This window comes from Amycolatopsis sp. cmx-4-54 (genome assembly GCF_046548895.1).
Lineage (GTDB): Bacteria > Actinomycetota > Actinomycetes > Mycobacteriales > Pseudonocardiaceae > Amycolatopsis.
Genome location: NZ_JAEBEJ010000010.1, coordinates 142,131 through 154,544 on the forward strand (window position 1 = coordinate 142,131; position 12,414 = coordinate 154,544).

The following is a 12,414-nucleotide window of genomic DNA, read 5'->3' on the forward strand; positions in this document are numbered from 1 at the left end:
TTCGTCACGCGCACTGACGAGTGATCGTCCTCACCCGAGCAGGGACGCCACAGCGGCCGCGAACGCTTCGGGAGCCTCCTGGGGAACGTTGTGGCCCACTCCCGGCAGAACCCGATGCTCGTACGGCCCGGTGAAGTACTCGCGGTCGCCCTCCGCGCTCGGGCCGCCGATGCCGTCGTCCCCGCCTTCCAGCACCACCGTCGGCACCGTGATCGCCGGCTCCTCCGCGATCAGGTCTTCGAGCGCCTGATACCGCGGATCTCCTTCCACCAGGCCGAAGCGGTGCCGGTAGGAGTGGATGACGACGTCGACGAAGTCCGGGTTGTGGAGGCTGGGAGCGCTGGCCGGGAACGCCGCGTCGGCGCCGGTCCAGGTCGGCGACCAGGTGCGCCACAACAAGGCGCACAGCTCGTCGCGGTTCTCCGCCAGCCCGCGCCTGCCGCGCTCGGAGTGGAAGTAGAACTGGTACCAGTAAGTGCGTTCCCACTCCGGCGGCGCGGGTTCGCCCGCGTAGGCGAGGTTCTGGACGTTGTAGCCGTCCACCGAGACCAGCCCGCGCACACGCTCGGGCCGGAGCGCCGCCGCGATGCACGCCGCGCGGCCACCCCAGTCGTACCCCGCGACAACGGCCTTCTCCAGCCCCAGCGCGTCCATGAACTCGAGCAGGTCCTGCGCGAGGGCGGCCTGCTGCCCGGAGCGTGGTGTCGCCTTGTCGAGAAAATGGGTTCCGCCGAACCCCCGGAGATACGGGACGTACACGGAGGCTCCGCCCGCCGCGAGGAGCGCGGCGACCCCGTCGTAGGCCCGCACGTCGTACGGAAAGCCGTGGAGCAGGACCACCGGCGGCCCGCCCGCTTCACCGGAATGTTCGTACTCGATCTCGAGCACCGGCGTGGTGACCCGCTTCGCCGCCATCAGCCGGACCATCCGCTCAACCGGGTCAAAAGCCGTTCCAGGACTTCGGGATCGGCGCCGACGGGCTCGCCGGAGACGGGTTCGTCCACCAGGGTGCGGCGGTCGCCCCGCCTCGGCAGCTGGACCTGCCCCGCCGACAGGCCACCGGGCAGCGGCAGCTCGCACCAGAAGGTCACGCCGCGGGTCTCGCTCGGCGCCACCCCGGTCCGCTCACCCGGTGCGGGCGTCGGCACGGGAAGCCCGTCCACCTCGTGGTCGACCTCGATGACCAGCACGTCCGACCGCAGGCGCAAGCGCAGTGTCAGGAAGGGCGGCTCCTTCGGATCGGCCGCGTCGACCAGCGTGCCCACCAATCTGGCGGCGGCGGTCTTCGCCTGATCGAGCAACGGCCGCAAGGACCAATCCGACAAGATGAGACGGACGAAGAGCTCGGAGCACAACACGGCATTCGGTTGTGCCACCAGCCGGAGGTCGTCCACCTGGGAAGTGCGCGCGCTCAAACCAAGGCCTTCCTCGTCGACGTGCGAGCGTGCATCATGCCACTCCTTCCGGTGAACCCCTCACGCCGGGCTTTGGTCCTGTGCAGACACTCGACTTTGGCTCTGTCCATCGGACCAAAAAGCGCGCACAGTGACCTCGTGAGCATCGCCTTCCTGATCACCACGCTGGTCGTGGTCGCCACGCCCGGTACCGGCGTGGTCTACACCCTTTCCGCCGGACTGGCCCGGGGCAGACGCGCGAGCGTCATCGCCGCGCTGGCGTGCACCCTCGGCATCGTCCCGCACATGATCGCCGCGATCACCGGCCTCGCGGCGCTGCTGCACGCGAGCGCGTTGGCGTTCGAGATCATCAAGTACCTCGGCGTCGCCTACCTGCTCTACATGGCGTGGGCGACGCTGAAGGACCGGGAAGCGATCGTCGTGGACGGCGATCCCGAACCCGCGTCGACCCTGCGGACGATCACCTCGGGCGTGCTGATCAACGTCCTGAACCCGAAGCTGACACTGTTCTTCTTCGCGTTCCTGCCGCAGTTCGTCCCGGCGGGCGAGCCCGGTTCGATCCCTCGGATGCTGCTGCTGAGCGGGGTGTTCATGCTGGCGACCTTCGTGGTGTTCAGCGTGTACGGCGTCCTCGCCGCCGGCGTGCGGCACCACGTTCTCTCCCGGCCGCGCGTGCTCGCCTGGCTCCGGCGGATCTTCGCCGGTTCCTTCGCCGCGCTCGGTGTCAAACTCGCGTTCACCACCCAGTAGACAGGTTCAGCATGCGACTCCAGCACCACCCGGAAATCCGCGCCGCTCACCCCGGCCTCGCCGTCGGCACGCTGCGGGCCACCGGTGTCACCCCGGAACTGCCGGTCGACGTCGAGAAGTTCCTCGCGCGGGCGACGCGGCGGCTCGCGGACGGGCCCGAATCGGAATTCCCCGAGATCCAGGCTTGGCGGCGGGCGTTCGCCAAGATGGGCCTGAAGCCGACGCAGTACCGCTGCGCGTCGGAATCGCTGCTGCGCAGGCTCCGTAAAGAAGGCACGCTGCCCCGGATCCACCCGGTGATCGACCTCTGCAACGCGGTCTCGGTCGCCTACGCCATCCCGGTCGCGGTGCTCGACGTCGCGAAGATCAGTGGCTCTCTGGAAGTCCGCCACGCGCGGGGCGACGAGAAATACGTGACCTTCGCCGGTACGGTCGAGCAGCCGAACCCCGGCGAGGTGATCTTCGCCGACGAGGACGGTCAAGCCCACGCGCGCCGGTGGACGAACCGGCAGAGCGGGCACTCCGCGGTCTCCGCCACGACGTCCGAAGTGGTGATCGTTTCCGAAGGGCTGCACGGGACGGCGGCCGAGGACGTCCGGCTGCTGATCGAGGCCATCGCGAGCGAACTGGCGACGGCGGGTGTCGTCACGAGGCCTTGAGCGCCTTTTCCAGGCCGGCGCGGGTCATCTTCGAGCGCCCCTTGATGTTCCGCTCCCGTGCCAGCTTGTCCAGATCGGCCTTTGACAGCGAGGACAAATCCTTTGCCGCGGCCTTCTTCGCGGCCGGCTTCTTCGCCCCGGACTTCTTCTTGGCCTTCCCGCTCTCCACGCTCTTCGCCAGGGCCTCGAACAGGTCGACGACCTTCGTCGGCTCACCGGGTTCGGTCGCGGGCGTGATGGTGTCGCCCTTCTTCTTGGCCTTGATCAGGTCCCGCACGCGGTCGGTGTAGGTGTCGCGGTAGTCCTCGGGCCGCCAGTCGTCGCTCATCGCGTCGATCAGGTTCACGGCCATGTCGAGTTCCTTGCCGCGCGCCTTCGCCTTCCCCGGCAGGTCCGGCAGCTGCTCGGCGGGATCCCGCAGGTCGGCGGCGAAGTGCAGGGTGTTGAGCACCATCACGCCGTCCCCGGCGCGGACGAGCGCCAGGTACTCGCGACCGCGCATGACGAACTTGGCGATCCCGGCCTTGCCCGAGGAGTCCATCGCCTCGAGCAATAACGCGTACGGGCGCTCGAACTCGTCCTTCGCGGGCGCGAGCCAATACGTCTTGTCGAAGAACATCGGGTCGATGGCGTCCAGCTCGACGAAACTCTCGATGTCGAGCGACTTGGACCGGCCGGGGGCGATCTCGTCGAGTTCCTCGGGTTCGACGACCACGTACTCGCCGTTGTCGAGCTCGTAACCCTTGACGATGTCCTCGTAGCCGACTTCCTTGCCGGTGCGCTCGTTCACCCGCCGGTACCGGATGCGGTCCTCGGTTCCGCGCTGGAACTGGCGGAAGTGCACCGTATGGTCCTCGACCGCGCTGTACAGCCGTACCGGCACCGTCACCAGACCGAGCGAAAGCGAACCGCTCCAGACCGGACGCATGGGCACTCCTCTCCTCCAGCGGGCTGGTACCCGGAATCGCGGCCGATCACACCTGGTCAGAGGCTGAACGCGAGGGACTGCAGGAGAACGACCCCGAGGAACACGAGGGTGAAGGCGAGATCGAACGCGACTCCGCCGGTCCGCACCGGGCGCACCACACGGCGGACCGGCGCCAGCACGGGCTCGGTCAGCCGATGGGCGATCCCGCGGGCGCGGAAGGCCCAGCCGGGCGGACGGGTGGCGAGGGTGACGACCCAGTCGAGCACCATCCGGACGATGAGCACGATCAGGAACAGGGTGAGCAGGTAGCCCAGCAGATCACCTAGAGCACTCATGACGGCACACTCCTCTTTGGTCCAGTGTGCCGCGCCTTGCTGGGAGCAACCTGTGACAGGAAGAAAGGGCTACCAGGGCGGTTGGCCACCCCCAGTTCGAAGGCCAACCGCCGCGGAGCCCCTACACGCGGTTCGGCGCGCTGCCCCGTCGCGCCGATCCGCCAGCTGTGCCTTCAGCTTTCCAAGGGCCTGCATCGGAATTACATCGGCTCTCCACCACAGGGCATTCGCGCAGTTCAGGAGTGGCCGGGCGTAGAATCGAACCGGTTCCAGGGCAGCCCGATGACCGCCCGTTAGGCCGAATGCCGTAAGGCGTCCCCCGCGCCGATGTGGCTGGAGGCCGAAGCGGTGGGCTAGGGTGCCGGTCAGCCGCCGAACGGACTGGAGGTAGTGCGTGAGCACGCTCACGGTCTCGGACGACATAGTCGCATATGACCGCTGATCGTTTACCCGATTCGGCGGGATCGCCCACCGGCGGCCCATCCCAGCTCGGCTTCTCCGTTCTCGGCCCGCTCGAAGCCGAGGTCGACGGCGTCCCCGTCCGGCTGGGCGGACGCCGTGAACAGCGCCTCCTCGCCGCCCTGCTGATCAACGCGGGCAGGCTGGTCCCGGTGTCGTACCTGATCGGCACGATGTGGCCGGAGAATCCGCCGAAGACCGCGGTCCGCCAGGTCAGCAACGCGATCGCGCGGCTGCGGCACGACCTCGGCGTCGCCCGGTCCGCCGTGGTCACCACCGGCTCGGCGTACCGCGTCGTCATCAGCAGCGCCTCGCTCGACTCGGTCCGCTTCGAAGCGGGTTACAACCAGGGCGCCGAACTCCTGTCGGCCGGACTGATCTCCCAGGCGGCGGCCAAACTGGCGGAGGCGCTCTCGCTCTGGCGCGGCCCGGCGTTCGACGGTCTCGAAGGCGACGCCATCGAGCAGACCGCCCGGCGCCTCGACGAAGAACGCCTGGCCGCCTGCGAACTCCTGATCGGCGCGAGGCTCCGGCTCGGGGAAACCGAAGCGGCGGCTCGTGAGGCCTTCGACCTCGCCGCCTGGCATCCCATGCGCGAGACCCTGCAGTGCCTCACCATGCTGGCGCTCTACCGGGCGGGCCGCGGCGCCGACGCGCTCCGAACGTTCGATCGGACCAGGGTCGCGCTAGCCGAGGAGCTCGGTGTCGACCCGAGTGCCGAACTGAGCGCGCTCCACCAGCAGATCCTGCGCGCCGACGCCGAACTGATGACGGACGGCGCCCTCGTCCGGTACGGCGTCGGCGGGCTCCGGGCCGGAATGGACACCGGCGGACGACGCGAGGACGCGGACGCGCAGAAGGCGCTGTTCCCCCGCCCCGCGCAGCTTCCCGCGGACCTGCCCGCGTTCGGCGGCCGTGCCGCGGAACTGCGGACCGTCCTCGAGATCGGCCAGGCCGGCTCCTCGGCGGGGCCGAGGCTGATCGCGATCGACGGGATGCCCGGTGTCGGCAAGACCGCGCTGGCCGTCCACGCCGCACACCGGCTCGCGCCGCTGTTCCCCGACGGGCAGCTCTTCGTGAACCTCGAAGGGTTCTCGCCCGCGGGCGATCCGGTCGATCCGGGCGCCGCGCTCGAGGCGTTGCTGCGGTCGCTCGGCATCCAGGGTTCGGACATTCCCGCCGCGACCGACCAGCGCGCGGCGCTCTTCCGGAGCTGCCTCGCCGGCAAAAGCGTGCTTTTGGTGCTGGACAACGCCATCGGGGCGGCGCAGGTGAACCCGCTCCTGCCCGGCTCGGCGAGTTGTTGCGTACTGATCACCAGCCGCACCCGGCTCGTGGACCTCGACGGCGCCGAACTGCTCTCGCTGGAACCGTTCAGCCGGGCCGACGCCGTGGAACTGCTCGGCCGGATCGTCGGGCCCTCGCGGTTGCGGCGGGAATCCCCGGACGCGGCCGACCAGGTCGCGAGCCTGTGCGGTGATCTCCCGCTCGCGCTGGCCGTCACGGCGAGCAGGCTGCGCGCGCGGGCGTCGTGGACGCTCGACTTCGTCGCCAGGCAGCTGCGCGACGAACGGAACCGGTTCGGCGAGCTCACCGCCGGCGAACGCGACGTCGCGGGCGCGTTCCGAGTGTCCTATCTGAACTTGACCGACACCGAACGCCGGGTGTTCCGCCGGCTGAGCCATCATCCCGGCGCCGCTTTCGATCTCCACTCGACGGCGGCCTTGGCGGAAGTGAACCTCGGCGAAGCCCGCCGCCTCGCCGAACGCCTCGTCGACGTGAACCTCCTGCGCCAGCCGTCGATGGACCGGTACGAGATGCACGACCTGCTCCGCAGCTACGGTCGTGAGCTCCTGCTCGCCGAGGAGCCCGAGCACCAGCGCGAAGCGATGATGCGGCGGCTGTTCGACTACTACCGCAGCACCGTCGCGGCCGCGATGGAGTTCATCGATCCGGACTCCGAAGACGAGCCGGGCGGCCTCGAGGTCCCGAAGAGCGAGTTCGGACAGTCCTTCGCCGACTACGACCAGGCGGCGCACTGGATGGACGCGCAATGGCAGAACGTGCTGCCGGTGGCCGTCGCGATGAACAACCATCAGCAGTACTCCGACCTCGTGCCCTTCTGTTCGGCGGTGTGGCGCTACTTCGACAACCGCGGCTACTACCGGCAGGCCAGGGAGCTGGAGACCCTCGCCCTGTCCGCGGCGCGGGTCACCGGGAACGTGGTCCTCGAGTACCAGGCCCTGCACATGTACGCGCTGACCCTGTGGCGGCTCAACGAGTTCACCGAAGCGAACCGGCTGTTCAACGAGGTGTTCGAACTGGCATCGACCACCGGCGACATCCGGATGCAGTGCCGGGCCAGGGGGAACTCGGGGGTCACCCACTGGCTCAAGGGCGAGTCGGACGAGGCGATCGAACACCTCGGCTGGGTCCGCGAGACCGCCCATGCCCACGGCAGCGTGCTCATCGAAGCCCGCGCCAGGCACCGGATCGGGCTGATCCACACCGAGAACAGGCGCTATCCCGAAGCCGCCGAGGAACTCGACCAGGCACTGCGCCTGGCCAAGGAGAACGAATCACCCGATCTCGAGGCGGAATGTTTTCTCGCCCTCGGCATCAATTCACGCGGACTCGGTGACGGCGCGCTCGCGATCAGGCAGTTGACGACCGCGGTCGAAGTGCTCGAATCGACCGGGAATCGCAGCATGCTGCCCATCGCCCACAAGGAGATGGCGTTCGCGTTCGACATTCTCGGTGATCGATTGAATGCGGACCGTCATCGCCGCTTCGCATTACGCCTGTACACCGATCTCGGCATTTCCGAGGCCCCCGAGGTTCGCGAACTCGAACAGCGCCTGAACGATTACTCGGCGTAATTGTCGGTTCTGCTCCGGTACTCTGTTGGCGTAGGTATATTCGCTTGACCGGAGTAACCCCTCACGGAGAGGATCGACGGCATGCACGATGAGGACGACGACGAGTTCTTGTACGAGCTCGAAGCGGAGTACAAGGCGCAGAGCACCTGGGGTGGGTTCGAGCCGCCGCCGCACGGCGGGCCTCCTTTCCGCTCGCGACGCTGAATGACCTGACGTATTCGGAAAGTATTACTGGGGACTGGGGCACAAGACATTCGATGCTGGTCAGGGTTTCCTCGTGCGGAACGCTCTATTGGTCCGATGGTGATGTCGTCTGGGACGATCACCTCGGCCATCGCCAGCTGAAACTCGCCGAAGGAACCGAACGCGTCCTGCGTTGGTTCAGTTCTTGGCGAGAACCGGAATCGGTCCGTTCCGCGGACGAGAATCCCGAGATCGGGGAAAGGCTCGTCCGTATCGCGCGAGCGATGATCCGGTATGAAGTACTGGTGGTCAAAGGTTCTTCCCGGCAACAACGGGAAGAGGAGATCCTTCGAGATTGGGGCCCTTGGGGAACGTCCGCACGGGCGTTTCACTTCGGCACCCGTTCCTTACGGGAGACCGAGTTCACGACCAGCGAAATGACGGCGCAAACCTTGCTGGAGAAGGCGAAGGCCAGCCCTCCGCCCTCTCCGGTGAGGCCTTCCGGCGAGCATGACGCGATAGCGCTGCCCGAACCGTCACCGGAACCCTTGAACGCGATCGCCTTGGGCGACGCGCTGACCCAACGCAGAAGCGTCCGCGAGTTCGGCGAAGAACCTTTGCGGCTGCGCAATTTGAGCGCACTCCTTACCGCGGCCCGGCCGACGAGGCCCGAAACGCATTCCGACATCGCCACCACCGGGAACATCTTCAAGACGAGCCCGTCGGGCGGAGCCCGGCATCCGACAGAGGTGTACGTCTACGCGAGGAACGTCGAGGGCCTGCTTCAGGGTGCCTACCACTACGACGGTTTCCGGCATCGCCTCACGCCGCTGGACAGCAAGATCGACGACGACGAACTGATCGCGCTCGCCGGCGACCAGCAGTGGACCCGGAACGCCGGCGCGCTGCTGATCTACACCAGCGTCATCGAACGCAACCAATGGAAGTACCCGGTGAGCCGCACCTATCGGGTACTGCTGATGGACGTCGGCCACCTGAGCCAGACCGTGTACCTGATGGCGACCGCGCTGGGACTGAACGTCACGTTCACCGCGGCGCTTCGCGACGAACTGGTCGAGGATCTGCTCGGCTGCGATCCGGCCAACGAACTGGTGCTGGGCATGTCGGTGGTGGGCACACGTTTGTGAGTGGGCTTTGCCGTTTTTCGGCGACGGTGTTTCGGAGGGCACCGGCGGGGCAGTCGCCGCTGCGGACGTCGCTGCGTTGCGCTCAGATCGCGCTGGTTGCATGTGCCGCCGGGCTGTGGCCGAATTTCGGCGATGGACCTTTGATTCGTGGCCCTGTAGTGGATGGTGCAGCCGCGTCCGCACCGCGATCCCGGGCCTGCATACCCGACTGAGCCATAGCCGGTTTTCGGCAACGACACCTCGCAGCGTGGCCCGGCACGGACGTTGCGACCACAGCCGCACCGAGAACCCCAGGCCTACACATACGACAGCACCACAGCCGACGCTCGGCAACGGACCCTCGCTCCGTGACCCTTGCAGTGGATGGTGCAGCCGCAGCCGCAGCGAAAACCTGGGACCTGCACACACGACCGAGCCATAGCCGGTTTTCGGCAACCGACCTTCGCAGCGCGGCCCAGCACGGACGTTGCGACCACAGCCGCACCGAGAACCCCGGGCCACACGCACGACCGCGCCATAGCCGAATCTCGGCAACGGACCTTCGCACCGTTGCCCTGTAGTGGATGGTGCGACCACAGCCGCACCGAGATCTCGGGTCTCAGCCAGGGCCGAATTTCGGCGACCTCATCTCACAGCACAGCCGCGCGGCGAGCCACGCCGAAACGTCGGAACCCAGCCATAGCCGTATTCCGGTAACGAAGCTGAGAACGAATGCGCCGATCACACCACCGCGGCCGCGGCACCGTGGCCATTTTTCGGCGACGGAGTCAGAACGGTGGTGGTTCCTCGGTGCGGGGTTCGTGCAGCGGCGGCGGCGAGCTGTCGTAACTCTGCCCCGTGGGTGTGGTGATGGTGAGGGTGCCGTCCGGCCCGAGCCGGTACACCCACCCGGGTTCGTCTTTCAAGCGGTGGTCGCGGCGGCACAAGTCGACCAGGTCGGTGTCGGCGGTGTGCCCGCCGTGCTGCCACGGCACCGAATGATCGAGATCGCAGGCTTGGGCGGGACGGTGGCAACCGGGTCTTCGGCATTCCCGGTCCCGGACCCGCACGAACTCACCCAACCCCGCCGTCGGCCGATACCGGTCCCGGCCCAAATCCAGGACCTGCCCGGAGAGCGGATCGGTGATGATCCGCCGCAGCACCGTGTCGGGGCCGGACGCGATGTGCCGGGCCAGCGACGCCGGAATATGCCCATGCCCGGCCACCTCCGCCGGGTCCTCGTTCAGCCCGAGGTAGGTGTTGAGGTCCATGTAAAGGAACACCTCGGACCGTTCACTCTTCCCGCCTTGGCCGCCCAGCAACAGGTCGAGGGCAATGTCGGCGCGGAGCTGATCCAGGGTGCGGGTCTCCCCGCCGGTCCTGAGCGCCCGTGCCTCACGATCGATCCGCGTGTAGGCGGCGGCGACCTTCTCCACCGGTCCGTCTTCGACCTCGATCGAGGCGACCCCGGTCTCCCCGTGCCGGATCGACAACCGGCGCCCGGCGCGGTGCCGCTCCACACGACGCGCGGCACCGTCACGGTCGGCCATCATCGCCGCGTGATTCGCCGCCTTCCGGATCTGCTCCGAATTCCTGTCCGGCAGACGGTCCTCCAGGACGGCGTCTACCGCACGGGCGTCGTCGTCGGACAGCCACGCGGTGGCTGTGGCGACCTTCATCGCCCCGTAACCACCCACCTGCCCGCGATCCAGCAACCCCAGCGTGCGCGGCAGCCGGGAGGTCAGCGCCGCGGCTGTGGAGACGAGGCCCGCTGCGTGACCGTCCACAACGGACAGTGCGAACGCGACCTCCTGCGCCACACTGGCGGCACCTTCGCGGTGACGGTCCAGCTGCGCGAGCGCGCGGAACCGGACCGCCTCCAACCGCGCGATCCCCTCCGACGCCGCCACCGCCACATCGACAGCATCACCATCCCCCAACGACCCCAACCCAGCATTGACCTCCCTCAACACAGCAGACGAAGTAACTTCCCTGAGTAGCGCCACAGTGGCGTTGCGTGTGTCCACACCCGCAAGCTACAACCCACCACCGACAGTTTCCGGATCCACGAGAATTCCCTTACACAGCAACGTTAAGCGCCAGCTGACGCAAGATTCCCACAAAGAAAGCCACCAGCAGTTTCCGGCATCACCCCGGAAGCCAAGAACTGTGCCACAAGAAAGAACTCGAGCAACGTATCGCGGTGGCGCGGGCCGGCTGAGCCCGCGCCACCGTCCCGGCTCAGCCGAGCAGGGCCCGCATCTCGGCGATCTCGGCCTGCTGACCGTCGATCACCTTCTGCGCCAACGCCTTCACCTCGGCGTTGCTGCTCTGTTGCAAGGCGGTCTTCGCCATCTCGAGCGCGCCTTCGTGATGTTCGACCATCATCTCGAGCCACTGCTTGTCGAACGCGGCGTCCTTGGCTTTGCCGAGTTTCTCCAGATCACCCTCGGTCATCATGCCGGACGCCGAGCCGTGTCCGGAGTGTTCGCCCGACGGCGCCACTCCCCAGCCTTTCAGCAATCCGTTCAACTGCTGGATCTCCGGATCCTGCGCCTTCCGGATCCTCGCGGCCAGGTCGACGACCTTCGCGTTGCGAGTGCGGCCGTCGACGAGTTTCGCCATCTCGAGCGCCTGTTCGTGGTGCGGGATCATCCCTTGCGCGAACGTGACGTCGGCCTGGTTGTGGCCTGCCTGCCGGGGATCCGGCGCCTTCACCGTGGACACGGGGTGCCCGGTGGATGCGGTGTCGGAGCTGGCGCAGCCGGTGAGCACGGCGAAGGAGGCCAGGGCGGCGAGCGCGGCCCCGACCAGTTTCCTGCTGGTCATGGTTCTTCCTCGAATCGGTTTCGGGCAGGGCGGGACGAACCCGCCTGTCACACCCGCAACACGCGAAGAAGCGACAATCTCTCGGGCACCGGTCTCCAGCGCGGCGGATTACGGCCCGACGCCGGACCACCACCCCGCCTCGACTTCCAGGTGGCCATCGTCCGTCCATTCCGGACGAGCAGCCAGGAGACGATCAGCAGCACGACCGCGGCGAGTACCGCGAGACACAGGTGCAGTCCACTGTGTCCATCATGTCCAACACCGTCGTGCGAAGGCGTGTCCGCGCAACACGGATCCGCCATCGCGACGGCGGAGTGCCCCGCGTCGTGCCCGGATTCGGCGACGACGTGGTGCATTCCGACCAGACCCAGCGCCACCGCGCACAACAACAGCCACCGCAGGGCGGCCGGGTACGAGGACTGGGTCACGGCTCCACCGTAGCCGGATTCAGCGCGTCGCCGGGCGGTGGGGTTTCCCCGCCGAATGCAGCGCGGGGATGTCGCGATCGATGTGGTCCGCGTGGAACAAGGCCTGCGCGAGCAGGCTGCGGACGTGGTCGTTGGCCGCCGAGTAGTAGACGAACGTCCCCTCGCGACGCCCCTTGACCAAACCGGCGAGCCGCAGTTTCGCGAGGTGCTGGCTGACCGCCGTCGGCGCCGCGCCCGCCAGGTCCGCGAGACAGGCGACCGAAGACTCCCCTTGGAGCAGCGCCCAGAGGACCTTGACCCGCGTCGGATCCGCGAGCAGCCGGAACGTCTCCGCGGCCAGGTGGACCTGCTCCTCGGTGGGCATCTCGAAATCCGGGACCGACTCGTGCATGCCGGGAGGATACCCGCTACCCTTCCACCTG

General features: G+C 67.7%; 13 protein-coding genes. 5 read left to right on the forward strand and 8 right to left on the reverse strand.

Annotated features, from left to right (window positions below; translation table 11 throughout):
* Positions 1 to 30: 30 nt before the first annotated feature.
* Both ACLJQ7_RS29860 and ACLJQ7_RS29865 read right to left on the reverse strand, forming a co-directional pair.
* Entirely contained in the window at positions 31 to 915 is an 885-nt protein-coding gene (locus tag ACLJQ7_RS29860) for an alpha/beta fold hydrolase (protein WP_410651492.1), read from the reverse strand.
* Positions 915 to 1,415, reverse strand: coding sequence for an ATP-binding protein (locus ACLJQ7_RS29865; protein ID WP_410651493.1), 501 nt, complete (start codon positions 1,413 to 1,415; stop codon positions 915 to 917). Before ACLJQ7_RS29865 ends, ACLJQ7_RS29860 begins: the two co-directional genes overlap by 1 nt.
* Positions 1,416 to 1,553: 138 nt before the next feature.
* Here ACLJQ7_RS29865 and ACLJQ7_RS29870 point away from each other — a divergent pair, with 138 nt between their 5' ends.
* Positions 1,554 to 2,165 carry a LysE family translocator gene (locus tag ACLJQ7_RS29870; protein ID WP_410651494.1) on the forward strand — a complete coding sequence of 204 codons (612 nt, stop codon included), beginning with the start codon at positions 1,554 to 1,556 and terminating at the stop codon, positions 2,163 to 2,165.
* An 11-nt stretch (positions 2,166 to 2,176) separates the two neighbouring features.
* The gene (locus tag ACLJQ7_RS29875) at positions 2,177 to 2,824 is read left to right on the forward strand and encodes a B3/4 domain-containing protein (RefSeq protein WP_410651496.1); all 648 of its coding nucleotides are present in this window, start codon (positions 2,177 to 2,179) and stop codon (positions 2,822 to 2,824) included.
* Here ACLJQ7_RS29875 and ACLJQ7_RS29880 read toward each other — a convergent pair.
* Both ACLJQ7_RS29880 and ACLJQ7_RS29885 read right to left on the reverse strand, forming a co-directional pair.
* Complete coding sequence (locus tag ACLJQ7_RS29880) at positions 2,811 to 3,752, reverse strand: Ku protein (protein WP_410651497.1); 942 nt, start codon at positions 3,750 to 3,752, stop codon at positions 2,811 to 2,813. The genes ACLJQ7_RS29875 and ACLJQ7_RS29880 overlap by 14 nt on opposite strands.
* Before the next feature lie 56 nt (positions 3,753 to 3,808).
* The gene (locus tag ACLJQ7_RS29885) at positions 3,809 to 4,087 is read right to left on the reverse strand and encodes a YggT family protein (protein WP_410651498.1); all 279 of its coding nucleotides are present in this window, start codon (positions 4,085 to 4,087) and stop codon (positions 3,809 to 3,811) included.
* Positions 4,088 to 4,518: 431 nt separating this feature from the next.
* On the opposite strand from ACLJQ7_RS29885, the gene ACLJQ7_RS29890 reads away from it, so the two are divergent.
* The 3 genes from ACLJQ7_RS29890 (at position 4,519) to ACLJQ7_RS29900 (ending at position 8,756) form a co-directional block, all read left to right on the forward strand.
* On the forward strand, positions 4,519 to 7,425 hold the full coding sequence (locus ACLJQ7_RS29890; protein WP_410651499.1) for an AfsR/SARP family transcriptional regulator: 2,907 nt from the start codon (positions 4,519 to 4,521) through the stop codon (positions 7,423 to 7,425).
* An 81-nt stretch (positions 7,426 to 7,506) separates the two neighbouring features.
* Positions 7,507 to 7,629, forward strand: a complete 123-nt coding sequence (locus ACLJQ7_RS29895) for a hypothetical protein (protein WP_255432121.1) — start codon at positions 7,507 to 7,509, stop codon at positions 7,627 to 7,629.
* Between the two features lie 53 nt (positions 7,630 to 7,682).
* Positions 7,683 to 8,756 (forward strand): SagB/ThcOx family dehydrogenase, encoded by a 1,074-nt coding sequence (locus tag ACLJQ7_RS29900; protein WP_410651500.1) that lies wholly within the window; start codon positions 7,683 to 7,685, stop codon positions 8,754 to 8,756.
* Between the two features lie 767 nt (positions 8,757 to 9,523).
* Here the strand turns inward: ACLJQ7_RS29900 and ACLJQ7_RS29905 are convergent.
* The 4 genes from ACLJQ7_RS29905 to ACLJQ7_RS29920 form a co-directional block, all read right to left on the reverse strand.
* On the reverse strand, positions 9,524 to 10,741 hold the full coding sequence (locus ACLJQ7_RS29905; protein ID WP_410651688.1) for a DUF222 domain-containing protein: 1,218 nt from the start codon (positions 10,739 to 10,741) through the stop codon (positions 9,524 to 9,526).
* A gap of 235 nt (positions 10,742 to 10,976) precedes the next feature.
* Positions 10,977 to 11,564, reverse strand: a complete 588-nt coding sequence (locus tag ACLJQ7_RS29910; RefSeq protein WP_410651501.1) for a DUF305 domain-containing protein — start codon at positions 11,562 to 11,564, stop codon at positions 10,977 to 10,979.
* Between the two features lie 47 nt (positions 11,565 to 11,611).
* Positions 11,612 to 11,992 carry a DUF6153 family protein gene (locus ACLJQ7_RS29915; protein WP_410651502.1) on the reverse strand — a complete coding sequence of 127 codons (381 nt, stop codon included), beginning with the start codon at positions 11,990 to 11,992 and terminating at the stop codon, positions 11,612 to 11,614.
* Positions 11,993 to 12,011: 19 nt separating this feature from the next.
* Positions 12,012 to 12,383, reverse strand: a complete 372-nt coding sequence (locus ACLJQ7_RS29920) for an ArsR/SmtB family transcription factor (protein ID WP_410651503.1) — start codon at positions 12,381 to 12,383, stop codon at positions 12,012 to 12,014.
* Between the last annotated feature and the right edge of the window lie 31 nt (positions 12,384 to 12,414).